Origin of the sequence: Actinocatenispora thailandica, assembly GCF_016865425.1 — a bacterium.
In the GTDB taxonomy this organism is placed as follows: Bacteria; Actinomycetota; Actinomycetes; order Mycobacteriales; family Micromonosporaceae; genus Actinocatenispora; species Actinocatenispora thailandica.
Window position 1 is genome coordinate 5,688,478 of sequence record NZ_AP023355.1, and the last position, 25,057, is coordinate 5,713,534.

At 70.0% G+C, this 25,057-nt stretch carries 20 protein-coding genes and 2 pseudogenes; 5 read left to right on the forward strand and 17 right to left on the reverse strand.

Annotated features, from left to right (window positions below; genetic code table 11):
* Positions 1 to 18: 18 nt before the first annotated feature.
* Positions 19 to 1,779 (reverse strand): ABC transporter substrate-binding protein, encoded by a 1,761-nt coding sequence (locus Athai_RS25370; protein ID WP_239157159.1) that lies wholly within the window; start codon positions 1,777 to 1,779, stop codon positions 19 to 21.
* Positions 1,780 to 1,855: 76 nt separating this feature from the next.
* On the opposite strand from Athai_RS25370, the gene Athai_RS25375 reads away from it, so the two are divergent.
* From Athai_RS25375 to Athai_RS25385, 3 genes are all read left to right on the forward strand, one after another.
* Complete coding sequence (locus Athai_RS25375) at positions 1,856 to 3,817, forward strand: S9 family peptidase (protein WP_203963823.1); 1,962 nt, start codon at positions 1,856 to 1,858, stop codon at positions 3,815 to 3,817.
* A gap of 57 nt (positions 3,818 to 3,874) precedes the next feature.
* Positions 3,875 to 4,870 (forward strand): 2,3,4,5-tetrahydropyridine-2,6-dicarboxylate N-succinyltransferase, encoded by a 996-nt coding sequence (gene dapD, locus Athai_RS25380; RefSeq protein ID WP_203963824.1) that lies wholly within the window; start codon positions 3,875 to 3,877, stop codon positions 4,868 to 4,870.
* Positions 4,871 to 4,981: 111 nt separating this feature from the next.
* Positions 4,982 to 5,692, forward strand: coding sequence for a class I SAM-dependent methyltransferase (locus Athai_RS25385; protein WP_203963825.1), 711 nt, complete (start codon positions 4,982 to 4,984; stop codon positions 5,690 to 5,692).
* A gap of 130 nt (positions 5,693 to 5,822) precedes the next feature.
* Here the strand turns inward: Athai_RS25385 and dapC are convergent, their stop codons facing one another.
* Entirely contained in the window at positions 5,823 to 6,926 is a 1,104-nt protein-coding gene (dapC, locus tag Athai_RS25390) for a succinyldiaminopimelate transaminase (protein WP_239157160.1), read from the reverse strand.
* 11 nt (positions 6,927 to 6,937) lie between these two features.
* Complete coding sequence (gene fdxA / locus Athai_RS25395; protein ID WP_239157161.1) at positions 6,938 to 7,264, reverse strand: ferredoxin; 327 nt, start codon at positions 7,262 to 7,264, stop codon at positions 6,938 to 6,940.
* A 190-nt stretch (positions 7,265 to 7,454) separates the two neighbouring features.
* On the opposite strand from fdxA, the gene Athai_RS25400 reads away from it, so the two are divergent.
* Positions 7,455 to 8,435 carry a GNAT family N-acetyltransferase gene (locus Athai_RS25400; RefSeq protein WP_239157162.1) on the forward strand — a complete coding sequence of 327 codons (981 nt, stop codon included), beginning with the start codon at positions 7,455 to 7,457 and terminating at the stop codon, positions 8,433 to 8,435.
* Positions 8,436 to 8,572: 137 nt separating this feature from the next.
* Here the strand turns inward: Athai_RS25400 and Athai_RS25405 are convergent, their stop codons facing one another.
* The 5 genes from Athai_RS25405 to Athai_RS25425 all read right to left on the reverse strand — a co-directional run bounded on the left by Athai_RS25405 (position 8,573) and on the right by Athai_RS25425 (position 11,758).
* A complete protein-coding gene (locus Athai_RS25405; protein ID WP_203963827.1) occupies positions 8,573 to 9,040 on the reverse strand; it encodes a hypothetical protein in 468 nt (155 codons plus the stop codon).
* Between the two features lie 148 nt (positions 9,041 to 9,188).
* On the reverse strand, positions 9,189 to 9,623 hold the full coding sequence (locus Athai_RS25410) for a hypothetical protein (protein ID WP_203963828.1): 435 nt from the start codon (positions 9,621 to 9,623) through the stop codon (positions 9,189 to 9,191).
* On the reverse strand, positions 9,620 to 10,513 hold the full coding sequence (gene mshB / locus Athai_RS25415) for an N-acetyl-1-D-myo-inositol-2-amino-2-deoxy-alpha-D-glucopyranoside deacetylase (RefSeq protein ID WP_203963829.1): 894 nt from the start codon (positions 10,511 to 10,513) through the stop codon (positions 9,620 to 9,622). Before mshB ends, Athai_RS25410 begins: the two co-directional genes overlap by 4 nt.
* Before the next feature lie 141 nt (positions 10,514 to 10,654).
* Positions 10,655 to 10,864 (reverse strand): DUF397 domain-containing protein, encoded by a 210-nt coding sequence (locus Athai_RS25420; RefSeq protein ID WP_203963830.1) that lies wholly within the window; start codon positions 10,862 to 10,864, stop codon positions 10,655 to 10,657.
* A gap of 42 nt (positions 10,865 to 10,906) precedes the next feature.
* Positions 10,907 to 11,758 (reverse strand): helix-turn-helix domain-containing protein, encoded by an 852-nt coding sequence (locus Athai_RS25425; protein ID WP_203963831.1) that lies wholly within the window; start codon positions 11,756 to 11,758, stop codon positions 10,907 to 10,909.
* Positions 11,759 to 12,094: 336 nt separating this feature from the next.
* On the opposite strand from Athai_RS25425, the gene Athai_RS25430 reads away from it, so the two are divergent.
* Positions 12,095 to 12,316: a hypothetical protein gene (locus tag Athai_RS25430; RefSeq protein ID WP_203963832.1), complete on the forward strand. Its 222-nt coding sequence runs from the start codon at positions 12,095 to 12,097 to the stop codon at positions 12,314 to 12,316.
* Between the two features lie 148 nt (positions 12,317 to 12,464).
* Here Athai_RS25430 and Athai_RS25435 read toward each other — a convergent pair whose 3' ends face one another.
* The 9 genes and pseudogenes from Athai_RS25435 to Athai_RS25475 form a co-directional block, all read right to left on the reverse strand.
* Positions 12,465 to 14,207, reverse strand: a complete 1,743-nt coding sequence (locus Athai_RS25435) for an ABC transporter substrate-binding protein (RefSeq protein ID WP_203963833.1) — start codon at positions 14,205 to 14,207, stop codon at positions 12,465 to 12,467.
* Between the two features lie 173 nt (positions 14,208 to 14,380).
* Positions 14,381 to 16,098, reverse strand: a pseudogene (locus Athai_RS35395) (ABC transporter substrate-binding protein).
* A 3-nt stretch (positions 16,099 to 16,101) separates the two neighbouring features.
* Complete coding sequence (locus tag Athai_RS25450; RefSeq protein ID WP_338028186.1) at positions 16,102 to 17,130, reverse strand: ABC transporter substrate-binding protein; 1,029 nt, start codon at positions 17,128 to 17,130, stop codon at positions 16,102 to 16,104.
* 41 nt (positions 17,131 to 17,171) lie between these two features.
* A pseudogene (locus Athai_RS35130) lies at positions 17,172 to 17,846 on the reverse strand (ABC transporter substrate-binding protein); the annotation flags it as partial.
* 197 nt (positions 17,847 to 18,043) lie between these two features.
* The gene (locus Athai_RS25455) at positions 18,044 to 19,777 is read right to left on the reverse strand and encodes an ABC transporter substrate-binding protein (protein ID WP_203963837.1); all 1,734 of its coding nucleotides are present in this window, start codon (positions 19,775 to 19,777) and stop codon (positions 18,044 to 18,046) included.
* 311 nt (positions 19,778 to 20,088) lie between these two features.
* Entirely contained in the window at positions 20,089 to 21,828 is a 1,740-nt protein-coding gene (locus Athai_RS25460; protein WP_203963838.1) for an ABC transporter substrate-binding protein, read from the reverse strand.
* A 217-nt stretch (positions 21,829 to 22,045) separates the two neighbouring features.
* Entirely contained in the window at positions 22,046 to 23,791 is a 1,746-nt protein-coding gene (locus tag Athai_RS25465) for an ABC transporter substrate-binding protein (RefSeq protein ID WP_203963839.1), read from the reverse strand.
* A 273-nt stretch (positions 23,792 to 24,064) separates the two neighbouring features.
* Positions 24,065 to 24,625 carry a GTP-binding protein gene (locus Athai_RS25470; protein WP_203963840.1) on the reverse strand — a complete coding sequence of 187 codons (561 nt, stop codon included), beginning with the start codon at positions 24,623 to 24,625 and terminating at the stop codon, positions 24,065 to 24,067.
* Between the two features lie 28 nt (positions 24,626 to 24,653).
* The gene (locus tag Athai_RS25475; RefSeq protein ID WP_030449103.1) at positions 24,654 to 25,016 is read right to left on the reverse strand and encodes a DUF742 domain-containing protein; all 363 of its coding nucleotides are present in this window, start codon (positions 25,014 to 25,016) and stop codon (positions 24,654 to 24,656) included.
* Positions 25,017 to 25,057: the final 41 nt, after the last annotated feature.

A 25,057-nucleotide genomic window follows, 5' to 3' on the forward strand; every position in this document is an offset into this window, starting at 1 on the left:
ACGGGGCCGGCGCCGCCGCTACGGCTTGACGTAGACGTCGGTGAAGACGGGGGTGGCGAGGACCTTGGACAGGACCACGCCGCCCACCTTGGAGCCGTTGACCCCGACGAAGTTCGAGTCGTAGGCGGGAACCGCGGCGGCGGTGTCGGTGACGATCCGCTGGTCGAGCTTGCCCCATTCCGGCGCCGCCTGCGCGAACGGCAGCGCGCCGATCCGGTCGATCTGCTTGTCGATGGCCGGATCGTCGAGGTACGAGGTGTCGGAGTTGCCCTGCGGCTGCAGGCCGCGGCCGTCGAACAGCGGCGGCAGGACGGTCGACCCGCTCGGCCAGTCGGCGGCCCAGTTCGCCAGGTAGAAGTCCCACGGGTTGTCCCGCCGCTGCTGGCTGGAGTAGAACGTGGCGGCGTCGATCGGGGACAGCGAGATGCGGAAGCCGGCCTTCTCGAACGCCGCCTTCACCACCGTCGCCTGCTTCTGTCCCTCCGCGTTGTTCTCGTACCCGTAGACGAGCTTGGGATGCTTGCCGGCCAGCAACTTCCGCGCCTTCGCCGGGTCACCGTTCGGCCCGGCCGGGTACGCGTCGTAGTGGTGGTACCCGATCGTGGCCGGGGACAGCATCGTCGTGGTCGGGGTGCCGCGCAGCGGACCGCCGATCACCTGCACCAGCCCGGCGCGGTTGATCGCGTACTCCATCGCCCTGCGCACCGTCAGGTCCTTGACCCGCTGGGTGTTGATCGCGAGGTACTGCACGAAGGAGGTGAGACCCTTGGTACTGCGCGCCGCCACGGCGCCGGTGACCTTCGACAGCAGTTGCTGCGGCACGCTGTTCTGCGAGATCGAGTAGCGCGCGTCGCCGGAGTCGGCGATCTCCTGGTTGGCCTGCAGCTCGTCGGTCAGCCCCAGCTTGACGACGAGCCGGTCCGGGTAGGCGTGCCGGATCGGATCGGTGGCCGGATCCCAGTACCTGTTGCGCACCAGCGTGAGCTTGCTGCCCTTGGCGTAGTCGGCGATCCGGTACGGCCCGGACGAGAACGGCGCGAGATCGTACCGCTGCTTGGTGTCCTTGTCCTTCGGCACCGGCACGGTGGTACCCATCGACGCCGCGAACGGCAGGTCGCAGTGCGGCTTCGCGAACCGGAACGTGAGCGTGCGCCCGGACACCGTGACGCCGGGCGGCACCGCGGCTCCCCCGTCGTACGGGCCGTGGTACTTCGCGTTGTAGTCCGGCGAGTTCGCCAGCCACTGCTGGATGTAGTGCGGCCCGTCGGATTCGAACGACGCGAACGAGCGCGCCACCCCGTACGCCACGTCGGCGGCGGTGATGGTGCTGCCGTCGGCGTACCGCAGGCCGTCCTTGAGGGTGAACCGCCAGGTCGTGCAGTCGTGCCGCACGTCGGTACCGGGCGTGGTCGCGAGGTCACCGACCAGCGTGATCCGGCCCGCCGAGTCCTGCCGGAACGAGGTCAGCGGCCGGGCGAACTCCTGCTCGATCGCGAACTCCCGGATCGAGTAGGTGCGCTGCGGGTCCAGGTGGCCGTAGTCGCTGTCCTGCAGCAGGTCGATGGTGCCGCCCCGGCGGGCGCCCGGGACCGCCGGCGCGGGGCCCCGGGAGTCGGCCGGATCCGTCGAGATCCCGCCGGAGATCTTCGGCCGCGGCGCCGTGCCGCCGTGCTCGCCGGTGTTCTTCGAGCACGCCACGAGCGACGTCGCCGTCACTCCGAGCGCGAGCACCAGCACGCCCCACCGGGCCGGTCGTCCCATCACACACCGCCTCAGCACCGCCGAACCTTGCTGACGAAACTTGTCTAGCATGTCGGTCAGGTCCGAAGGAAGCGGGCGACGACGGGAGCACAACGTGGGACTCGACAGCACCCCGAGCAGGTACCGGCGGATCGTCGAGGAGCACTTCACCGCGCTGTACGGCTCGGCGTTCGGCCGGCTCGGTCAGGTGCTCGCCGTCGACGCCGCACCGGACGGGCGGCGCGCCGCGGTCCTCGGCGAGATCCGGTCCGCCTGGCGGGACCGACCCGACGCCGTGCTGCACCTGGTCGACCTCGACACCGGCGCGACGACCCGGCTCGGCGACGGCGGCGATGTCTGTCCACAGTGGTCACCGGACGGCACCCGGATCGCCGTCGCCACCGGCGGCGCCGCCCGGCTGGTCGACCCGGACACCGGCGCCGGCACCCCGGCACCACCGGTGCCCGGCGTGGTGGAGTACCTGCAGTGGGCGCCGGACGGGCGGCAGCTGCTGCTCGGGGTGCACCGCCCGGCGGCCACCGGCGGCGATGCCGCACCCGTGGTCACCGGTACCGGCGCCGACGAGGGTGCGCGCGGGCTGTGGATCTGGGACACCGCAACGGCATCGGTGCGGCAGCTGACCGTCACCGGCGCGGTCTGGGAGGCGAGCTGGTGCGGCGCCGACCGGATCGCCGCGATCGTCTCCGACCGGCCCACCGAGAACTCCTGGTACACCGCGACGCTCACGCTGATCGAGGTGGCCGGTGGGCAGCGCATCGGGTACCGCTCCGACCGGCAGCTCGCGCTGCCCACCGGCGCGCCGGACGGTTCCGCGGTCGCGTTCGTCGAGTGCTGGTGTTCCGATCGTGGGGTGGTGGCCGGAGCGCTCAAGCTGCTCGACCCGGCCACCGGAACGGTGTCCGATGTGGACACCCGGGGCGTCGACGTGACCGACCTGCGGTGGCCGAACTCCCTGTGGTACGCCGGGATCCGGGAGCCGGAGACCGCCGTCGGCGTGGTGTCGGGTACCGGCGTCGACGGCGACCCGGCACGGCCGGCGCCGGCAAGCACCGAGGTGGCACCGGCAGCCGGAAGCCGCGCGGGCGAGGAGATCTGGTCCGGCACGGACACGATCGGGCAGTTCTACCCGGCGGTGGCGCCGCTGCCGGGTGGCCGGTTTGTCGCCGTGCACTCCAGCTACGCCCGGCCGCCGGAACTGGCGGTCTTCGACCGGGCTGCCGAACCGCGGACCGTGCTGGCCGCCGGGCACGACGGCGAGCACCGGGTCCGGGACCGCGCCGGCACGCTGTCCTATGTGGACTGGAGCGCGCCGGACGGGCTGCGGATCGGCGGCTTCCTCGCCCGGCCCGCCGGCACCGGGCCACATCCGCTGGTGCTGCACGTGCACGGTGGGCCGGTGCTCGCGTTCCGGAACCGTTGGCAGCTCGGCCATCCGCTGATCGGACTGCTCGTCGCGCACGGCTACGCGGTGCTGTCGGCCAACCCGCGCGGTTCCACCGGCCGCGGCCGGGAGTACGTCGACCGGGTCGTCGGCGACATGGGCGGCGCGGACGCCGGCGACCTGCTCGCCGGCGTCGACGCGATGATCGAACGCGGCGTCACCGAGCCGGGCCGGATCGGCGTCACCGGGCACAGCTACGGCGGCTTCATGTCCTGCTGGCTGGTCGGCGCGCACCCGGGCCGGTTCGCCGCCGCGGTCGCCGCGTCCTCGGTCACCGACTGGTACGTGCAGCACTTCGCCTCCGAGATCGGCTGGTTCGACGTCGCGTTCCTCGGCGCCACCCCGGACACGCCGGGTGGCCCGCACTTCACCCGCAGCCCGCTGTCGCTCGCGCACCGGGTACGCACCCCGACGCTGCTGTTCGCCGGCGCCGACGACACCGGGGTACCGCCGGTGCAGTCGACCGAGTTCGCCACCGCGCTCGCCGAGTCGGGCACCCCGGTCGAACACGTCAGGTACCCGAACGAAGGGCACGTGACGCGTGGCCAGCGGGCGATTCTGGACCAGCACGCCCGGACGCTCGACTGGTTCGCCCGGCACCTCCCGACCGGCTGACCGCCCGGTCGGCGCCTTCCCGCCAGCCCCGCCGACCGGCACCGGTACGGTGGCCGGGTGACGACGAAGCCTACTTCCGCCTGGGGTGTCGGGATCGCCACCGTCGAGGCCGACGGCACCATCCTGGACACCTGGTTTCCCGCTGCCAAGCTCGGGCTCGGCGCGCCGCCGTTCGGCGTCGAGCGTGCCGGCACCGCGCAACTCGACGCCGCGGAGGCGGCCGAGGTGCTCGGCGAGCAGCTCGCCGCGACGCTGCGCCGGGACGAGATCCGGGACGTGCGCACCGTCGCGGTCGCCACGGTGATCGGCGCGCTGGGCGAGCCACCCGCCGACGCCGTCGACGGCTACCTCCGGTTGCACCTGCTGTCGCACCGGCACATCCGGCCGCACGAGGCGAACCTGACCGGCATCTTCGGCGTGCTGGCCAACGTCGCCTGGACCGATCTCGGTCCGGTGGCCGCCGACCGGGTCGACGCGGTCCGCCTCGCCGCCCGCAGCGCCGGGCACCGGCTGGCCGTCTCCAGCGTGGACAAGTTCCCGCGGATGACCGACTACGTCGTACCGACCGGGGTGCGCATCGGTGATGCCGACCGGGTCCGGCTCGGCGCCCATCTCGCCGCCGGTACCACGGTGATGCACGAGGGTTTCGTCAACTACAACGCCGGCACCCTCGGCACCTCGATGGTGGAGGGCCGCATCTCGCAGGGCGTCGTGGTCGGCGACGGGTCCGACGTCGGCGGCGGTTCGTCCATCATGGGCACCCTGTCCGGCGGCGGTACCGAAGTGGTCCGGATCGGCGAACGCTGCCTGCTCGGCGCCAACGCCGGCATCGGCATCTCGCTCGGCGACGACTGCGTGGTCGAGGCCGGCTGCTACGTCACGGCCGGCGCGAAGCTGACGCTGCCGGACGGCAGCACCGTGAAGGCCCGGGAACTGTCCGGCCAGTCGAACCTGCTGCTGCGCCGCAACTCGGTCACCGGCACGCTGGAGGCGGTGCCGCGCGCCGGCCGTACCGGCATCGCACTCAACACCGAACTGCACGCCCACAACTGACCCGGAGCCCGCCGTCGATCATGGCGGCGGGTCCGGCGACATTCCGGGTACGACGAGGTGCGTGGCGTTGGCAGAATGGCGGGCCCGACGCCGCCCACCGCAAGGAGTCCCGTGCCCGACGTCGTCTTCGGCGAGTTCGCCGACCTCATCCGTTCCGTCGGCGGCGACCCGCTGGTCGCCGCTCTCCCCGACGTGCTGCGCGCGCAGCACACCACCGGCCTCGCCCTGGACCTCGGCGCCGGCACCGGCATCGGCACGGTGACGCTGGCCGACGCGCTGCCCGACTCGCCGGTGATCGCCGTCGAGCGCGACCCCGAGATGCGCACCGCGCTGATGACCCGCCTGGCCGGCCGCCCCGACCTGCGCGACCGGGTGACCGTACTGCCCGGCGACGTGCTCGCCGACCCGGAACCCGGGCCGTGGGGCCTGGCGCTCGCCATCCACCTGGTCTGCCAGCTCGCCCCGGAGCAGCGCCGGCAACTGCTCGCGCTGCTCGCCGACCGGCTCGCCCCGGACGGCGTCGCCGTGCTGGACCGGCACTACGGCACCGCCGACCCGAAGCCGGTACCCGAGACCGTCAGCGCCACCGTCCGGCAGGGCGACTGCGAGTACCAGCGGGTGTTCGCCGCCACCGCGAAGCCCGACCGCATCCACGCCCGCAACACCTACCGGGTGGTCCGACGAGGGACGGTGCTCGCCGAACACGTCGTCGAGACCACCGTGTACGCCTCGGACGAAGCCACGGTGCTCGCCGAGGCGGCCGCCGCCGGCCTGCGACACGAGTTCACCGGCGACCGCCTCGTCCTGCTCCGCCCAGCCTGACCCGCTCATCTGCCACGTCGCTCGGCAGCTGTCGATCAAGGACTCGCGCGGGCGTGTCACGCCGGAATCGCCGACCGCAGGCACTCGATCGACAGCGTCGTGCGTGCCCGGCCTTGATCGGCGGTGGCGGTCAGCCGGCGAGGCGTTCGGTGGCGGCGGCGATCTGCGTGTCGGCGGCGGTCAGCGCCACCCGCACGTGCCGGGCGCCGGCCGGGCCGTAGAACGCGCCCGGTGACACGAGGATGCCGCGCCGGGCGAGGAACTCGACGGTCTGCCAGCAGTCCTCGTCCCGGGTGGCCCACAGGTACAGCCCGGCCTGGGAGTGTTCGATGCCGAACCCGGCCGCGAGCAGCGCGCCGCGCAACAGCTCCCGCCGCCGGTCGTACCGCTGCCGCTGCGCGTCGACGTGCGCGGTGTCGCGCAACGCGGCGGTCATCGCCGCCTGCACCGGGGTCGGCACGATCAGCCCGGCATGCTTGCGCACCGCGAGCAGCTCGCGCACCAGCGCCGGGTCACCGGCGACGAACCCGGCCCGGTACCCGGCGAGATTGGACCGTTTGGACAGCGAGTGCACCGCGAGCAGCCCGGTGAAGTCGCCGTCGGACACGTCCGGATGCAGGATCGACACCGGCTGCTCGGCGCCGCCGAGTTCCAGGTAGCACTCGTCGCTGGCAACGATCACGCCGCGTTCCCGGGCCCAGGCGACCACCTTGCGCAAGTGCGTGACCGGCAAGATCTTGCCGGTCGGGTTGGCCGGCGAGTTCAGCCACAGCAGCGACACGCGGCGCGGACCGAGCGCGGTGAGCGAGTCGGCCGCCAGGCACTGCGCGCCAGCCAGCCGGGCACCCACCGCGTACGTCGGGTAGGCCACCTCGGGGATCACCACCAGGTCCCCGGCGCCCAACCCCAGCTGCCCCGGCAGCCCCGCCACCAGCTCCTTCGAACCGATCGTCGGCAGCACCGCGGCGGCCTCGGGGACCCCGAACCGGTCGGTCAGGTACGTCGAGATCGCGGCCCGCAGCTCCGGCGTCCCGGCGGTCGTCGGGTAGCCGGGCGCGTCGGCCGCGTCGGCCAGGGCCGCCTGCACCAGCGGCGGCACCGGGTCGACCGGGGTACCCATGGACAGGTCGACCAGGCCGCCCGGATGCCCGGCGGCCCGGGTCTTGTACGGCGCGAGCTGGTCCCACGGAAAATCGGGCAGCCGCGCCGAGACGCGACCGCCCGAATGCGGCACCGGTGACGCGCTCAGTGCGCGTTCTCCCGCGGTGGCAGACCCACCACGACGCCGGCGTCCTTCTCGATCTTGCCGACCTTGGAGGCGCCGCCGGGCGAGCCCAGGTCGTCGAAGAAGTCGTAGTTGGCGGAGATGTAGTCGCGCCACTGCTCCGGGACGTCGTCCTCGTAGAAGATGGCCTCCACCGGACAGACCGGCTCACATGCCCCGCAGTCGACACACTCGTCCGGATGGATGTAGAGCATCCGGTTGCCCTCGTAGATGCAGTCGACCGGGCACTCTTCGATGCAGGCCTTGTCGATGAGGTCAACGCACGGCTCGGCGATGATGTATGTCACGGGTCGTCGTCCTCTCCGTTCCCGGCAGCCCGCGGTCCGCGTCGGCGCCGGCCGCGAGTCTCCGCCGCACAGCCTAGTATCCGACCGGGCCGTCGTTCCGCCGCGGGGGTGTGGTGTCCCGCTCCCCGCATCCCCCGACCGTAGCCACCCCGGCCGTCCGCGGCCATCGATACTGCCGGATAGTAGTGCGATGCTGAGCAGCACGGACGTGGGCCGCCGGGTGGTGATCCGGCGGCGGGTGCGGGACGCGTCCGGCGCGCCGAAGTTCGCCGACGTGCTCGGTGAGCTGGTCGCCGCCGACGACGCCGCGCTGTCGGTCCGGCCGGACCGCGGTGGCCCGCTGGTCACGGTGCCGCGGGACGAGGTCGAGGCGGCGAAGCCGGTACCGCCGCGGCGCCGCCGGGTCTCCCCCATCCACCTGCAGCACATCGCCGCCGCCACCTGGCAGCCGTACCGCCGGGACACCCTGGGCGACTGGCTGCTCGGCAGCTCGGACGGCTGGACCCGGCGGGCCAACTCGGTCGTCGCCGCCGGCGACCCGGGCCTGCCGCTGGCCGAGGCCATCGACGCGGTGGTCGCCTGGTACCAGCGGCACGACCAGCCGGCGCGCGCCCAGCTGGTCGCCGTCGACCCGGACTCACCGGCCGGCGCCGACGACCCGGAGCTGCGCCGGGTCGCCGGTCTCGACGCCGCGCTGGCCGCCCGCGGCTGGCCGGTCGAGGCGGAGACGCTGCTGCTCACGGCGCCGATCGACCGGCTCCGCCGGGCGCCGCGCCCGGCCAGCCTGCCGCCGGTCCGGCTGTCCGAGACGCCGACGCCCGACTGGCTCGCGATGTTCGGCGCGCGCAAGGGCCTGGCCCCCGCCGCGACCGCCGTGCTCACCGCCGGTGACACCCGCTTCGCCGAGGTACACCTGGACGGTGCGCTGGTCGCCATCGGCCGCGGCGCGATCGCGGACGGCCACCTGGGGCTCAGCGCGATCGAGGTGGCGCCGGCGTTCCGCCGCCGCGGCCTGGCCCGGCACCTGCTGGCCGCCCTCGCGGACGCCGCGTTCGACCACGCGCACACCGCGTTTCTCCAGGTGGAGGAGGAGAACGCGGCAGCCCGCGCGCTCTACGCCCGGCTCACCTTCCGCCTGCACCACCGCTACCACTACCGCACCGCCCCCTAGCGGGGAGCCCGCCCGCCTTACCCGCCCAGGGGTCGGCAGAGCGAACCGAGCTGGCCTCGACCCGCCGACCCGGGCACCGGGGTGACCTCGACCCGTCGGCCCAGGCGCACGAGCGCCCCGGGCGGGAGCGAGCGGGATCAGCGCTTGGCGGTACGGCGGGGCTTGGCGCGCAGCCGCTGCTCCTGGTACTTCCACGCCCGCCCGGTCCGGTCCTGCCCCATCGCCAGCACGATCAGCGACCCGACCAGCGCACCGACCGCGCAGATCACGAAGCACACGCCAAGCTGCCGAAGGTAGATGGAGGCGCCGCCGGAAAACGGGTCGAGCCCGACGAACAGCGGGCTGACCATCGTGGTCAACAGGCTGCCGAGGATGATCGCGAACCCGACCTCACCGACCACCCGGACCATCTCGTACCGGCGGGTCCAGCGGAAACCCGCGTACCCGGCGACGAGCGCCATCGCGAGCATCGAGTACAGGCTGGCCATGAACATCTGCTTGTCGCCGTCGATGCCGGCCGCGTACACCACCACCCGGCCGATCACGTTGATCACGAACAGGGCCAGGGCGACCAGGACGACCGGCGTCCAGCGGTGACGCAACACGAGTAGTACCCCTCTGTCCTCGGCGAGGCGCGCCGGTCGGTGCCGGCACCGGTACGGCCGGCTGAGCACGCGAATCCGGCCACAGGATGCCCAACCAACCTGTGTTCCGGCAAGGCCGGCCCGGCAACCCCGGTCAAAACGGCGGCCGTCACCGCCGTCGCGGTACGACGACCAGGTAGGCGCCGACCGCGACCGAGGCGGCGCCGAGCAGCAGCAGCGCGAGCGGCACCCAGTCGCCGCCGACCAGCACGGTGTCGCCGGCGCCGGTCTGAGTGCTCAGCACGATCGTGACGCCGAACCAGACGAGCCCGGGCAGCAACGCGAACAACCGGCTGCCGGTCACGACGTGCGCGAACCTCATCAGCGCGATGTTGCCGACCACCGCGAGCAGCAGGCAGATCGGGGCCCGGACGCCGTCGATCCGCAGCGGCACCAGGAACGCCTCCAGCAGGGTGGCGACGATCGACCCCCACACCGCGACGAGGCCGCCGGCGATCCGCAACGTCAGGTCGAGCGGGCCGCCCGGCCGGATCGTCGCGGTGGCCGGCCGGCGATCATCCTGCGGTGCGGGGCGGCTGGTCATGCGCGCAGCGTAGCCGCCTCTGCGCCGGTATCGACCTCCGGGCCGTCCTCGGCGACGCCGGCGAACAGGTCGTCCTCCCAGCCGTCCGGCACCCCGGGGGTGCCGACCGCGAGCCGGAAGTACTCGACGCCGAGCGCGCCGCCGTCCGCGTCGGCCAGCGTGTTCAGCCAGTTGTCCGGCGGGATCTGGGTCGGGTAGGCGCGGATCGCCGCGGTCTTCGCCGCCGCGTACGCGGCACCGTCGAGCCGGGCCGCGATCTCCTCGTCGGCGCAGCCGAACGGCAGGTCCTCGACGGTACGGGCGTCCCCGAACGGGTTGTCCGCCCGGTCGGCGAACTCGGCCATCCGGTCGGCGAAGATGCTGCGCGGCACCGCGGTCCAGTAGATCTTCTGCACCTGCCAGTCCGGCGCGGCGAGTTCGGCACCGCGCATCGCGACCCGGTGCGCCTGGATGTGGTCGGGATGCCCGTAGAACCCGTTCGGGTCGTACGTGACGAGCACCTGCGGCCGGGTCTGCCGGATGATGTCGGCGACGAGCGCGGCGCCGGTGTCCACCTCGGCGCGCCAGAACGCGCGCGGGTGGTCGTTGGCCGGGGTGCCCATCATGCCGGAGTCACGGAAGTGCCCGGCACCGCCGAGGAACCGCGCGTCGGTGAGGCCGAGCGCCGCGGCGGCGGCCCGCCACTCGGCGATCCGGTACCCGCCGAGCTGGTCGGCCTGGTCGGCGGCGAGCTGAGCGAGTTCGGGTACGTGGATCTCGCCTTCCTCGCCGAGGGTGCAGGTGACGAGGGTGACCTGGGCGCCCTCCGCGACGTAGCGGGCGATCGTGGCACCGGTGCCGATCACCTCGTCGTCCGGATGGGCGTGGATCAGCAGCAGCCGACGACTCATCGGTGTTCCTCCCCGGTACGAGCGTGCTGGCGCCCAACATATCCCTGCGCACGGAGCGGACGGCTGCGGGCACGACGACGGCCGGCCACCGACACCGAACTGGTGGTGTGGCGGCCGACCGCCGTCAACCTGTCGCTGTACTCAGCCGTCCAGCCGGCCGCCCTTGACCATCGCGGTGAAGGACGACCAGTCGGTCGGGGCCACCGTCAAGGCAGGACCCTGCGGATCCTTGCTGTCTCGGATGGCGACAATTCCGGGCAGGTTCCGTGCCACCTCTACGCATGCACCCGAGCCGTTGCTGCGGGTACTCTTGCGCCAGAGGGCGCGGGTCAGGTCTGGCGAGGACATCATCCCGCGCTCCTTTCTTCTCAGTAGGGCAGGCCCCAGGTAGGTCTAGAGCCTGTTTATTGCCTCGGAGATCATCTCCTCGGACCGACGCACACCGACCGCTGTCGCACGCAAATGGTCGAACAGGGTCGTGTATTGCTCGACCTCGTCGATTTCCTCCAAGTAGAGGCTACCTGCTCTGGTCTCCAGATACACGCACGGAGTGTCACCGACGTCCGGAAACCGCAGAATGAAGAATGCGGATCCCATGGAGCCGTGTTCGCCCGCCTCGAACGAAAGCACCTGAAGGTCATTGCCCGGTTGCACCGCGACGTCGGCCAGCCGCTTGAGCTGATTGCGCATCACGTCGCGGCTGCCGACGATGCGGTGCAGCACCGCCTCGTCCAACACCACCCACAGCTTCGGCGGATGCTCCAACCGCTGCTGTTGCCGCTGAAGTCGCAGCTCCACGCGGCGTTCGATGCCTTCCGGGGTTTCGTCCGGGTGCTCCGCGCGGATCACCGCGCGGGCATAGTCGGCGGTCTGCAGCAGGCCTGGTACGAGCTGCGGCTCGTACTCGCTGATGTGGCTGGCCTCCGACTCCAGCCCCACGTAGGTGTCGAACCAGCCGGGCAGCACGTCGTTCCAGCGCTGCCACCAGCCCCGGGTGCGGGCCTGCCGGGCGACGTCGGAGATCTGCTCGATGTCACTCTCCGCAACACCGTACAGCCGCATCAGTGCGGCGACGGTGGCGACCTGCGGCGTCGACTCGGCGTTCTCGATCCGGCTGATGGCCGACTTGCTCAAGCCGACCTGCCGGCCGGCCTCCTCCGCCGACATTCCGGTACGGGCACGCAGTCGACGCAGCTCGGCGGCGATGCGGCGACGCTTGACGGTGGGGCTGGTCCTGGTCGACATGTGCACATGGTGCAACAAGACCGGCATCCGACGCCATGGCCGAGCCCCCGATCGGACAACTGATCCCGCCGGCGACGCACAGCCAGTGCGACGAAACACTCCGGGTCGATTTTCGGGAGTTGCGTATTGGGTTGTTAACGCGCACACTGTCCTGGACCGGCATCGCCATCTGAAACGTCCGGCTCGTCGGTCCGTCAAGCCACGGGCGTCGTCGTCTCGCCAGACCAGGCGGCGGCGCCCGTGATCGGCCGGCCGGGCTCGTCCGTACCACGAGCCCGGCCCTGGCGGAGAAGGGGCCATCGTGGCCGCCAGTCGTCAGTACCGGGGTGACCGGTCATGAGTGCCGTGTGCGGCGTGCTGCCGCGTGCTGGCGAGACGGTGCTGGTCGGCCCGTCGGCAGGCCCGCACTTCAGCACCAACTACTGGTTCCGGGTCACCGGGGTGCGCGCGTCGTCCGAGAACGGCTGGGTCTATCTCGACGGCTTCGACCCGCTCACCGACGACGACACGGAGCGTAGCCTCTTCGTCCGGATAGAGGGCCTCGTCATCCGCCGCTGAGCTCGGTGGTTTCAGAACGACGCTGGCGGCGTTGTCGTCAGGCCCGAGTGGCTCCGCCACACGCACCCTTCCTCCGCCTTGCCAGCCCCGCACGTACTCTTCCTCCGCCTTGCCGGCCCGGGGGCAGCCGAGGGTGGCGTGGCCGGGATCAGGGTTTGACGTAGGCGTCGTAGTAGACGGGGGCGCCGACGAAGCCGCTCAGGAAGACACCACCGACCCGGTTGCCGACCAGGGTGAAGCTCTTCTCGTAGTCGATCGGGACGACCGGCGCGTAGGCCCGCATGATGTGCTCGTCCAGCTTGGCCCAGGCGGCCGCCGCGGTGTTCGCGTCCTCGGTGGACAGTTTCGCGATCGCCGCGTTGACGTCCTTCTCGTTCAGCCAGGTCCAGCTGCCGTTGACGTCCATCGCGCGGCCGTCGAACAGCTGCGGGATGATCGTGTACCCGCTGGGCCAGTCCGAACCCCAGGCGGTGACGAAGATGTCGAAGCCGGCGTCCCGCTTGCCGACCGTCGCGTAGTACGACGACTTGTCGACCGGCCGCAACACCACCGTGAAGCCGGCCTTCTGCAACGCGTCCTGCACCACGGTGGCCTTCTTCTGGCCCTCCTCGGTGTTGGTGAACGCGTACACCAGCTTCGGGTGCTTGCCGCCGAGCAGCTTCTTCGCCTTCGCCGGGTTGCCGGACGGGCCGGCCGGATACGCGTCGTACTTGTGGTAGCCCGCGGTCAGCGGCGACTCGATGGTGCTGGCCGGCTCCCCCGCCGCGGACCCGCCGGCGACCTGGAGGTAGCCGCGCCGGTTGAACGCGTACTCGATGGCCTGCCGCTCGGCCAGGCTGGTGACCCGCTCGGTGTTGATGTTCAGGTACTCCACGTACGGCGTGAAGCCGGCCAGGGTGCGATGGCGCGCGGTGCCGTCCCGCTGCACCACCGGGACCAGCTCGGCCGGTACCGAGGAGCGGGTGACGGTCGCGGCGTCGTCCCCGTGCGAGGTGAGGACCCGGTGCGTCTGCTGGTCGGCGGTGGCGCCGATCCGGGTGACGATCTTGTCCGGGTAGTCGTGCCGCAGCGGGTCGGTCCGCGGATCCCAGTACTCGTTGCGCACCAGGTCCAGCTCGCTCCCCCGGGTGTACTTGCCGATCTTGTACGGGCCGGACGAGAACGGGTGGGTGTCCAGCGCGAGCGGCTTGTGGTCGCGCGCCGCCGGCACCGGTGCGGTGGTGCCCCAGGCGGCGGCGAACGGCAGGTCGCAGGCCGGCTTCGGGAACTGGAACGTCAGCTGCCGGTCGCCCTGCACGGTGACGCCGGGCGGCAGCTTCGCTGCGCCGTCGTAGGGCCCCTTGTACTTGGCGTTGTAGTCCACCGAACCGGCCAGCCACTGCTGGATGTAGTGCGGCCCGTGGTTGATGTCCGGCGAGAACGACCGCGCCACCCCGTACGCCACGTCGGCGGCGGTGATGGTCGACCCGTCCTGGTACTTCAGGCCGGGCTTGAGGGTGAACCGCCAGGTGCGGCAGTCGTGGTGCACGTCGACGCCGGGGCTGGTGGCGAGGTCGCCGATCAGCGTCAGCTTGCCGGACGAGTCCTCCCGGAACGTGGTGAGCGACCGGGACAGCAGCTGCGACACCGACTCCGCGTCGGAGATGTAGACGTTCTGCGGGTCGAGGTGCTCGAAGTCCTGCTCCTGCAGCGCGTAGAGGGTGCCGCCGCGCACCGCTCCCGGGACCGGTTTCGCCGGGCCGGCGGAGTGCGCCGGGTCGGTGTCGATCGCGCTGGTCTGCACCGTGTGCTTGGTCCTGGTGGCGGACGTGTCGCCGGTGTTCTTGCTGCAGCCCGCGGCCGCGCCGACACACAGCAACGCGGCAGCCGACGCGATGACGACCCGACGCACCTGGTCAACCCCCTCGAAAGCGTTTTCCCGGACCATATCCATGGATGGTCACGAATCGGCATCAAGTGGCGGTGATGTCAGCTGGTGGGAACCGCGGACCGCAACCGAGCCGAACTGGGAACCGCGGACCGCAGCCGAGCCGAACGCCGCCGGCAACCGGCCGAACGCAGGCGTCAGCCGAGCCAGGAATCGTAGAAGAGCGGGCTGCCGGCGGTACCGCTCTGGAACACGCCGTGCACCCGGCTGCCGGCCAGCGACAGGTTCTTCATGTAGACCAGCGGCACGCACGGCGCGTACCGGCGCATGATGTCGCGGTCCAGCGCGGCCCAGCCGGCAGCCGCCGTCCGGGTCGGTTCGGCGCTGAGCGCGTGCAGCCGGTCGGTCAGCGCCGGCACCGACAGCAGCGACCAGTCGTTGCCGCCCACCCCGATCGCCGTCCCGTCGAACAGCGGCGGCAGCACCGTCGTACCGGTCGGCCAGTCCGCACCCCAGGACACCGGGTACAGGTCGTAGCCATTGCCCGGCCGGGCGATGTCGGAGTAGAAGTCCACCGGGTCCAGGGCGGTCGCGGCCACCCGGAAGCCGGCCCGGCGCAGCGACGCCACCAGCGGCTTCGCCGCCGCCCGGCCCTCCGAGGTGTTCGGGTAGGCGTACCGCAGCCTGGGGTGCCGGTCGCCGAGCAGCCGGCGCGCCCTGGCCGGGGCGCCGGCGTCGCCGGGCGTCGGGTAGGCGTCGTAGCGGTCGAAGCCGAGCACCGTCGGGGACAGCAGCGTCGACGCCACCTCGCCGTGCGTCGGCCCGCCGATCGCGTCGAGGTAGCCGGCCTTGTCGACCGCGTAGTTGATCGCACGGCGCTCGGCGACGTCGGACACCCGACGCGTGTTGATCATCAGGTACGTGACGAACGGCCAGAAGCCGACCACCTCGCGGGACCGCAGCGACCGGTCGGCGAGCACCGCGTCGACGCGGTCCGGTGGCACCCCGTCGATCGACACCGCGTACCGGTCGGCGCCCTCGTCGGCGATCAGCCGGTCGGTCTGCTGCCGCGGATCGGCGCCGATGCGCACCACGATCCGGTCCGGATAGTCGTGCCGGACCGGATCGGTCCGCGGATCCCAGTACCGGTTGCGCACCAGGGTCAGCCGCACCCCCGCTGGTACTTCGACACCCGGTACGGGCCGGTCGCCGGCGGCGCGGTGTCGTACCGGTCGGCGTGCGCGAGACCCGGGTCGGTACCCGCCGGGATCGGGGCGGTGGTGCCGAGCGACGCCGCGTACCCGAAGTCCGGGTGCGGCGCGGCGAGGTGGAAGGTGATGGTCCGGCCGGACACCGTGACGCCGGGCGGGATGCGGCCGCCCCCGTGGTACGGACCCCGGTAGTGGGACCGGTAGTCGACGGCGCCGGTCAGCCACTGCTGAATGTAGTGCGGCCCGTCGGCCAGCTGCGGGGTGAACGACCGGGCCACCCCGTACGCCACGTCGGCGGCGGTCACCGCGGAGCCGTCCGCGTACCGCAGCCCGTCGCGCAGCGTGTAGCGCCAGGTGCGCCCGTCGTGGTGCACGTCGGTACCGGCATCGGTGGCGAGGTCACCGACCAGCAGCTGCCTGCCGGTACGCGGGTCGTTCTTGAGCATCGTCAGGGTCCGCACCATCAGCTGGTCGACCGCGTTGGCATGCGTCACGTACTGGCGTTGCGGGTCCAGGTGGTCGAAGTCGTCCTGCTGCAGGATCGTCAGGGTGCCGCCGCGCTTCGCACCCGGTACCGGCTCGGCCGGCCCGGACCCGGCGGACCGGGCCGGCTCGGCGCGCCGGCCGCCGCCGGTGCAGCCGGTGGCGGCGACGAGCACCGCGATGCCCGCCGCCGCCCACCGCAGCACCCGATGCGCGGTCATCGCCTACTGCGTCACCCAGGCGTCGTAGTACCGGGGCGCGCCGCCCTGCAGGATGCCGTGCACCCGGCTGCCGTACAGCGACAGGTTCTTCTCGTAGTAGAGCGGCACCAGCGGCGCGTAGTCGGTCATGATCTGCTGGTCCAGCTTCATCCAGTCGGCGGCACCCTTTGCCGCCGGTTCCTTCGCGATCTGCCGGATCCGGTCGTTGACCGGCTTCGCGTCCAGGTAGGTGCGGGAGTTGTTGCCGGTGGCCGCGATCGCGGTGCCGTCGAACAGCGGCGGGATGATCGTCGACCCGCTCGGCCAGTCCGACGCCCACGCCGACACGTAGATGTCGTACGGGTTGTCGCGGCGGCCCAGGATCGTCAGGTAGTTGTCCTGGTCGATCGGCTTGAGCACGATCTCGAAGCCGGCGCGGGCCAGGCTCTGCTGCACCTTGGTCGCCTCCTTCTGCCCGGCCGCGGTGTTCGGGAACGCCAGTACCAGCTTCGGCTTCGCGCCCTTGAGCAGCTTCTTCGCCTTGGCCACGTCCCCGTGGTTGCCGGGCGTCGGGTAGGCGTCGTACTTCTCGAACCCGATCGTGGTCGGTGACTGGATCGTCGAGGCCACGTCACCGATCGGGCTGCCGCCCTCGGCCTGCAGGAAGCCGGCCTTGTCCATCGCGTAGTTGATCGCGCGCCGGGTGTCGAGGTCGGTGACCCGGCGGGTGTTGATGTTCAGGTACCGCACGTAGTCGAGGTAGCCGGCGAGTTCCCGGTTGCTCAGGCTCTTGTCGCCGAGCACCTTGCTGATCAGTTCCGGCGCGACCGGGTTGACCTGCACCGCGTACCGGTCGTTGCCGTTGTCGGCGAGCATCCGGTTGGTCTGCTCGACCTGCGAGGGCCCCATCTCGACGACGAACCGGTCGAAGTAGTCGTGCCGTACCGGGTCGGTGCGCGGATCCCAGTACCGGTTGCGCACCAGCACCAGCTGGCGCTCCCGCTGGTACGACTCGATCTTGTACGGGCCGGACGAGAACGGGTGGTCGGCCAGCGCGTGCGGCCCTTGTCGCGGCTCGGCGGCAGCGGCGTGGTGGTCCCCATCGAGGCCGCGAACGGGAAGTCCGGCTCGGCCTGCTGAAGGTGGAAGGTGATCGTCCGGCCGGACACCGTCACCCCGGGTGGCAGCTTCGCGCCCCCGTCGTACGGCCCCTGGTAGGTCTTGTTGTAGTCGGTGCGCCCGGTCAGCCACTGCTGGATGTAGTGCGGGCCCTCCGCCACCTGCGGCGAGAACGACCGGGCCACCCCGTACGCCACGTCGGCGGCGGTGATGCTGCTGCCGTCCTCGTACTTCAGCCCCTTCTTCAGGGTGTAGCGCCAGGTCTTCCCGTCGTGATCGACGTCGGTACCGGTGCCCGTCGCGAGATCGCCGACCAGCAGGTCCTTGCCGGTGTTGGGGTCCTTGCGGAACATCGTCAGGGTGCGGGTGAACAGCTGCCCCACCGCGATCGACGCGTTGACGTAGATCTGTTGCGGGTCGAGGGTTTCGTAGTCGGTCTGCTGGATCGAGTAGAGCGTGCCGCCGCGCACCGCGCCGGGCATCGGCTTGGCCGGTCCCTGCGACTCGGCCGGGTCGGTGGAGATCGACCCGGCGTCCTGCCGGATCGCCGGACCCTTCGTGTTCTCGCCGGTGTTCTTGCTGCATGCACCGGCCATCCCGGCGACGAGCAGTGCCGCGCACGCGACACCGACGATGCGACGTTTGCGCATGTGACCTCCTGACGACCGACCTGCGACGTATCGTCCCGCGACGTTAACCGAACAGCGGAACGTGATCGCGCACGGTACGGCGCCGGTCCAGTCGCCGGTCCGCCCGAGCGGCAGGCGCCGAACAGCCCGGTGGCCGGGCCCGCACGAGGCGGACCCGGCCACTGGTGAGGCGTTCGTCGGTCAGACCAGGACCGATCTCACTTGGCGAACACGCCGGTCAGCTCGGGCCAGCCGCTGGAGTTACCCAGCACGCAGCCGCCCACCTTGCTGCCGATCAGCGTGTACTCCTTGTCGTAGTAGAACGGGACGACCGGCGCGTACTTCGTCATGATCTCCTTGTCCAGCTTCGCCCACTCGGCGGCAGCCTTCTCCGGAGCCATGTCGCTGATCTCGTCGATCTTCTTGTTCACGTCGGCGTTGTTGAAGTACGCCCAGTTGTTGTTGCCCTGCGGCTGGATCGTCCGGCCGTCGAACAGCGGCGGGATGATCGTCGAGCCGGACGGCCAGTCCGAGCCCCAGCCCGGCTTGTACAGGTCGTACTTGTTGTGGTCGCGACCGATCTCGGTGTAGAAGCTGGCCTTGTCGATCGGCTTCAGCACGATCTGGAAGCCGGCCTGCTCCAGGCTGCTCTTGATGTTGGTCGCGTACTTCTGACCGGTCTCGGTGTTGGCGTAGGCGTACACCAGCTTCGGGTGCTTGCCGTTCAGCAGCTTCTTCGCCTTCGCCACGTTGTACGGGTAGGCGTCGTACTTCTGGTAGCCGGTGGTGGTCGGCGACTCCAGAGTGCCGGCGGCCTCCGCGACGTTCGGGCCACCGATCGCCTGGATGTAGGACTTCTTGTTCAGCGCGTAGTTGAGCGCCTTGCGAACGTTGAGGTCCTTGACCCGCTCGGTGTTGATCGCCAGGAACCACACGTACTGGGTGTAGCCCTTGAGCACCCGGCTCTGCAGCGACTGGTCGGTCGACACCTTCTTCACCAGCGTCGGGTCGACGTTGCCCTGCATGATCCCGTACTGGTCGTCGCCGTTGTCGGAGATCATCCGGTTGGTCTGGTCGGTCGAGCCGACACCCATGGTGACCACGAACTTGTCCGGGTAGTCGTGCCGGATCGGGTCCGAGTTCGGGTCCCAGTACTTGTTCCGGGTCAGCACGATCTTGCTGTCCCGGTTGTAGGTGTCGAACTGGTACGGGCCGGACGAGAACGGCTTGCTGTCCAGCTTGGTCTTGGTGTCCTTCGCCTTCGGCAGCGGCGCGGTGGTGCCCCACGAGGCCGCGTACGGCATGTCGCAGTGCGCCTTGGCGAACTTGAAGGTGATCTTGTTGCCGTCGACCGTGACGCCCGGCGGCATGGCCGCGCCACCGTTGTACGGGCCCTTGTAGGTCTTGTTGTAGTCGATCGACCCCGCCAGCCACTGCTGGATGTAGTGCGGGCCGTCGGCCAGGTCCGGCGAGAAGGACCGGGCCACGCCGTACGCCACGTCGGCGGCGGTGATCGGCGAGCCGTCCTGGTACTTCAGCCCGTCCTTGAGGGTGAACTGCCACGACGTGCACTTGCCGCCGGAGGTGTCCTTGCCGGTGTCGGTGGCGAGGTCACCGACCAGCGTCGACTTGCCCGTCTTCGGGTCGTCGACGTACCCGGTCAGCTGCCGGCTGAACAGCTTGGCGAACACCTGCGCGTTGTTGACGTAGATGCGCTGGGGGTCGAGGTGCTCGAAGTCGGCGTCCTGGATCAGGGTGATGGTGCCACCCTTCTTGGCGCCGGCGACCGGCTTCGCCGGTCCCTTGGAATCCGCAGCGGTGCCGATGCCGCCCTGCTGAGCCTTCACGTTGTCGTTCGTACCGCCCGTGGAGCCGGTGTTCTTGCTGCAGGCTCCGAGAGCGGCCACGACGGCGAGGGCGCCGGCGGCGGCGAGTGCCACCCGTGGTCGCATTCTTCCTCCTCTTGCTACCGCCGCCGGTCGGCGTGCGGGGGACTGGCCGCGGCGGAGCGCGGGCCAGCAATGAGAGCAAGCTAATGGACTTGACACGGGCAGCCATCACGGCCGGCTAACGATTGCGTTCCTGGTCGACCCCGAACCGGTCCAGAAACCACGGAAAGAGAGCCGACCGTCACACTGAGGCAAGTGCGGTCGACCGAAGCCTCGCTTCGTCCAGACACGTCCGGGCCGGACCCGCATTGCGCGAGTCCGGCCCGGTTTGTCGTGATCGGGAATGCGACCCCGATGCCGTGTTCTGTTCTGGCCTACTTGGCGTAGACGCTGGTGTACTCCGGCCAGCCGCTGGACAGCCCCAGGTCGCAACCGCCGACCTTCTTGCCGACCAGGGTGTACTCCTTCTGGTAGTAGAAGGGCACCACCGGCGCGTACTTCGTCATGATCTCCTGGTCCAGCTTGGCCCATTCCGGAGCGGCCTTGTCGGGCGCCATCAGGTTGATCTCGTCGATGCGCTTGTTGATGTCATCGGCGTTGAAGTACGAGTAGTCGTTGTTGCCCTGCGGAATGATCGTCCGGCCGTCGAACACCGGCGGAATGATCGTCGAGCCGCTCGGCCAGTCCGAGCCCCAACCGGCCAGGTAGAGGTCGTACTTGTTGTTCTTGCGACCGATCTCGGTGTAGTAGCTCGCGCCGTCGATCGGCTTGAGCACGATCTGGAAACCGATCTTCTCCAGGTTGTTCTTCACCACCGTGGCGTACTTCTGCCCGGTGGAGGTGTTGGTGTAGGCGTACACCAGCTTGGGGTGCTTGCCGTTGAGCAGCTGCTTGGCCTTCGCCGGGTCGTACGGATACGCGTCGTACTTCTTGAACCCGGCCGTGGTCGGCGACTCCAGCGTGGTCGCCGGGTCCGCCTTCGCGCTGCCGCCGAGCGCCTGGATGTAGGCCTTCTTGTCCAGGCCGTAGTTCAGCGCCTTGCGGATGTTGAGGTCCTTGATCCGCTGGTTGTTGATCGCCAGGTACCAGGTGAACTGGGTGTAGCCGGCGCGGATCTGCGGCTTCAGCGACGCGTCGCCCTGCACCTTCTTGATCAGCGTCGCGTCGACACCACCGGAGTTCTGCATGATCGCGTACGCGTCGTTGCCGTTGGACGAGATCATCCGGTTGGTCTGCTGCACCCCATCGGCACCCATGTCCACCTCGAAGTGGTCCGGGTAGTCGTGCCGCAGCGGGTCGGTGTTCGGGTCCCAGTACTTGTTACGGCTCAGGACGATCTTGCTGTCCCGGTTGTACGTGTCGATCTTGTACGGCCCGGACGAGAACGGGTTCAGGTCGTACTTGGTCTTGGTGTCCTTCGCCTTCGGCACCGGGGCCGTGGTGCCCCAGGACGCCGCGTACGGCATGTCGCAGTGCGGCTTCTTGAAGTCGAAGGTGATCTTCTGGCCGGAGACCTTGACCCCCGGCGGGGTGTCCGAGCCGCCGTTGTAGGGACCCTTGTAGGTCTTGTTGTAGTCGATCGAGTCGGCCAGCCACTGCTGGATGTAGTGCGGACCGTCGGCCAGGTCCGGCGAGAACGACCGCGCCACGTTGTAGGCGACGTCCTTCGCGGTGATCGGCGAGCCGTCCTGGTACTTCAGCCCGTCCTTGAGGGTGAACTGCCACGACGTGCACTTGCCGTTGGAGATGTCCTTGCCCGGATCGGTGGCGAGGTCGCCGACCAGCGTCGACTTGCCCGTCTTCGGGTCGTCGACGAACGCGGTCAGCTGCCGCTGGATGAGCCGGCCGAAGACCTGGGCGTTGTTGACGTAGATCCGGGCCGGGTCCAGGTGTTCGAAGTCCTTCTCCTGGATCAGGTAGATCGTGCCGCCCTTCTTCGCGCCGCTGACCGCTGGCGCCGGGCCTTTCGAGTCGGCCGCCGTCCCGATACCGCCGGACTGCTTCTGGGCCTTGTCACTGGAGCCACCGCTATCGCCCGTGTTCTTGCTGCAGGCACCCAGCGCAGCGACGACAGCGACAGCGCCGAGGGCAGCCACAGCCATCCGTGGTCGCATGTCTTCTCCTCCTCATCACACCGCGGCCGGACGGCACACGGTAGGGCCGGATCGCCCGCGCCCGCCTGTGAAATTAGTGGACGTTCAGGCCCGACCCGTCACAGCGGGCTAACGATTGGGCAGCCATCGCAGCACTTCGGGGCAGCAAGAGCGGGGCCGGACCGCTAGGATCCGACCCCCGCTCAAGGAGACCTTAAGTCTCGCTCACGCAACCGGTTTATTTGCCGTTCTTGAGGTAGGCGTTGAAGTACACCGGCCAGCCGGTGCTCTGCCCGATCTTCATGTTGCCGACGTTCGTCCCGTACAGCTGGTAGGCCTTGTCGTACCAGACCGGCACGACCGGCGCGTACTTCGTCATGATGTCCTTGTCGAGCTTCGCCCAACCCGGCGCCGCCTCGGTCGCCGTCTGCTTGCTGAGCTTGTCGATCTGGGCGTTCACCGAATCGTTGTTGAAGTACGGGTAGGTCGAGTTGCCCTGGGCCTGGATGTTGCGGCCGTCGAACACCGGCGGAATGATCGTCGACCCGCTCGGCCAGTCCGAACCCCAGCCGGCGAAGTACAGGTCGTACTGGTTGTCCTTCTTACCGATCTGGGTGTAGTAGCTGGCCGCGTCGATCGGCTTGAGCACCACCTTGAAACCGATCTTCTGCAGCGTGTTCTGCACGTTCGTGGCGCGCTTCTGCCACTGCGCCGTGTTCGCGAACGCGAAGACCAGCTTCGGGTGCTTGCTGCCGAGCAGCTGCTTCGCCTTGTCCAGGCTGTACGGGTAGGCGTCGTACTTCTTGAAGCCGATCGTGGTCGGCGACAGCAGCGTCGTCGCCGGATCCCCCGCGGTACTCCCGCCGAGCGTCTGGATGAACGACTTGCGGTCGAACCCGTAGTTCAGCGCCTGGCGTTCCTTCAGGTCGGTGATCCGCTGGTTGTTGATCGCCATGTACCAGACGAACTGGGTGTAGCCCGCGGCCACCCGGCTCTTCACCGCCGGGTCCCCCTGCACCGTCGGAATCAGCGCCGGTGGCACGTTCGCACCCATCACCGCGTTGGCGCTCTTGCCCTGGCTCGCCTTGATCGAGTTCGCCTGCTGGTCGGCGTCCTGACCGATGTCGGTCTCGAACTTGTCGAAGTAGGCGTGCCGGACCGCGTCGGTCTTCGGGTCCCAGTACTTGTTGCGGACCAGCACCAGCTTGCTGTCCCGGGTGTAGGTCTGCACCTTGTACGGGCCGGACGAGAACGGGTGCAGGTCGAGCTTGGTGCGGGTGTCCTTCGCCTTCGGCAGCGGCGTCGTCGTCCCCCACGACGCGGCGAACGGCATGTCGCAGTGCGGCTGCTTGAAGTCGAACGTGATCTTGTTGCCGCTGACCTTGACCCCCGGCGGGATCGGGGCGCCGCCGTTGTACGGGCCCTTGTACGTCTTGTTGTAGTTGACGTCGTTGGCCAGCCACTGCTGGATGTAGTGCGGGCCCTCGGCCAGGTCCGGCGAGAACGACCGCGCCACCCCGTACGCCACGTCCGCGGCGGTGATCGGCGTGCCGTCCTCGTACTTCAGTCCGCTCTTGAGGGTGAACTCCCACGAGGTGCACTTGGTACCGGTCGACACGTCCTTACCGGGCGTCGTGGCCAGGTCGCCGACGAGCTTCAGCTTCCCGTTGCCCTCGTCCTTGAACATCGTCAGGGTGCGGGCGAACAGGTTGATCACGGCGGTCGCGTTGTTCACGTAGGCCCGGGTCGGGTCCAGGTGATCGAAGTCCGCCTCCGCGTACTGATAGAGCGTGCCGCCGGTCTTCGCGCCGCTGACCGCCTTCGCCGGCCCCTGCGAGTCGGCCGGGTCGGTCGCGATCGACCCGCTCTGCGTCGACCCCTGGCCGCCGCTCCCCTGGTTCGACCCGGTGTTCTTGCTGCAGGCACCGACCGTCGCCAACAGTGCGACGGCGCCTACGGCGGCAACTGCCAGCCGTGGTCGCATTCGTCTCCCCCCTCATGTCCAGGTCGCGCACCGTTCGAGACGGGCACGACCAGGCGGTCGAGCGCGCCGGAACGGACACTCGACCCCTTGCCTGGACCGGAGTTTAGGCGGGTGATGTAACTCACCGTCACGCATTGGGGATTCTGAGTTCTGGCCCACTCGGTCGGCCACCCCGAACGGTGCGTCGAACAGGGCGGTGTACGCGCGGCGCGGACACGAAACGCCCCGCCCGGCCGGAGCCGAGCGGGGCGTCGAGATCGGAACGTCGCGGCGCTACCGGGACGGTGCCACCGCACCGCGCCGCATCTTCAACACGTACTCCACCAGCGTGATCAGCACCTGCTTGGTGGACTCCCGGCTCCGTGCGTCACACGGGATCACCGGCACCTGCGGACCCACCGCAAGCGCCTCCCGCACGTCGTCCAGCTGGTGCAGCTGGACGCCGTCGAAGCAGTTCACCGCGACCAGGTACGGCAGGCCACGGTGCTCGAAGAAGTCGACCGCGGCGAAGCAGTCGGCCAGCCGTCGCGTGTCCACCAGTACGATCGCGCCGATCGCGCCGCGCACCAGCTCGTCCCACATGAACCAGAACCGGGTCTGTCCGGGCGTCCCGAACAGATAGAGGATCAGGTCCTGGTCGATCGTGATACGGCCGAAGTCCATCGCGACCGTCGTCGTGCTCTTGCCCGGCACTCCGGCAAGGTCGTCGACGGACGCGCTGGCCGAGGTCATGATCGCCTCGGTGGTCAGCGGCGTGATCTCCGAGACGGATCCGACCAGTGTGGTCTTTCCGACGCCGAAACCGCCGGCGATAACGATCTTGGACGAGGTCACCCGCCCGCTCGGCCGGCGGTAGCCCTCGTCAGAGCCTCCGAAGCCCACTCAGCACCCTCTCCAGCAGTTCCGTGCCCACGGCGTCGTCCCCGACCGCAGTCGGTTCGTACACGGCGACGAGTCCGTCCGCGGCCATGTCCGCGACCAGCACCCGAGCCACTCCCAAAGGCATCTGCATACGTGCGGCGATCTCGGCGAGCGACTGCACCCGCAGGGCGCACAGCCCCGCGATCAGCTGTTGCTCCCGCCCACCGACCACGCTGGCGTCACGACCTCTCGCGGTCGTCTCCACCAGCGCCTCGATCGCGATCTCCACCCGGGGCCGGGTCCGGCCACGGGTCACGGCGTAGGGGCGAACCAGCGCGTTGCTCGGCTCATCAGGGTCATTCATCATGCCCCACACCCCGATCCAGGATGGTCCCGACTCGATGC

Bases quoted from the DNA above. Each gene is read 5' to 3' on its own strand.
- Athai_RS25400 (WP_239157162.1), top strand. From the start codon at position 7,455: ATGCTGAGCAGCACGGACGTGGGCCGCCGGGTGGTGATCCGGCGGCGG.
- Athai_RS25410 (WP_203963828.1), bottom strand. From the start codon at position 9,623: ATGACCAGCCGCCCCGCACCGCAGGATGATCGCCGGCCGGCCACCGCG.
- mshB (WP_203963829.1), bottom strand. From the start codon at position 10,513: ATGAGTCGTCGGCTGCTGCTGATCCACGCCCATCCGGACGACGAGGTG.
- Athai_RS25420 (WP_203963830.1), bottom strand. From the start codon at position 10,864: ATGATGTCCTCGCCAGACCTGACCCGCGCCCTCTGGCGCAAGAGTACC.
- Athai_RS25425 (WP_203963831.1), bottom strand. From the start codon at position 11,758: ATGTCGACCAGGACCAGCCCCACCGTCAAGCGTCGCCGCATCGCCGCC.
- Athai_RS25430 (WP_203963832.1), top strand. From the start codon at position 12,095: ATGAGTGCCGTGTGCGGCGTGCTGCCGCGTGCTGGCGAGACGGTGCTG.
- Athai_RS25455 (WP_203963837.1), bottom strand. From the start codon at position 19,777: ATGCGACCACGGGTGGCACTCGCCGCCGCCGGCGCCCTCGCCGTCGTG.
- Athai_RS25460 (WP_203963838.1), bottom strand. From the start codon at position 21,828: ATGCGACCACGGATGGCTGTGGCTGCCCTCGGCGCTGTCGCTGTCGTC.
- Athai_RS25465 (WP_203963839.1), bottom strand. From the start codon at position 23,791: ATGCGACCACGGCTGGCAGTTGCCGCCGTAGGCGCCGTCGCACTGTTG.
- Athai_RS25475 (WP_030449103.1), bottom strand. From the start codon at position 25,016: ATGAATGACCCTGATGAGCCGAGCAACGCGCTGGTTCGCCCCTACGCC.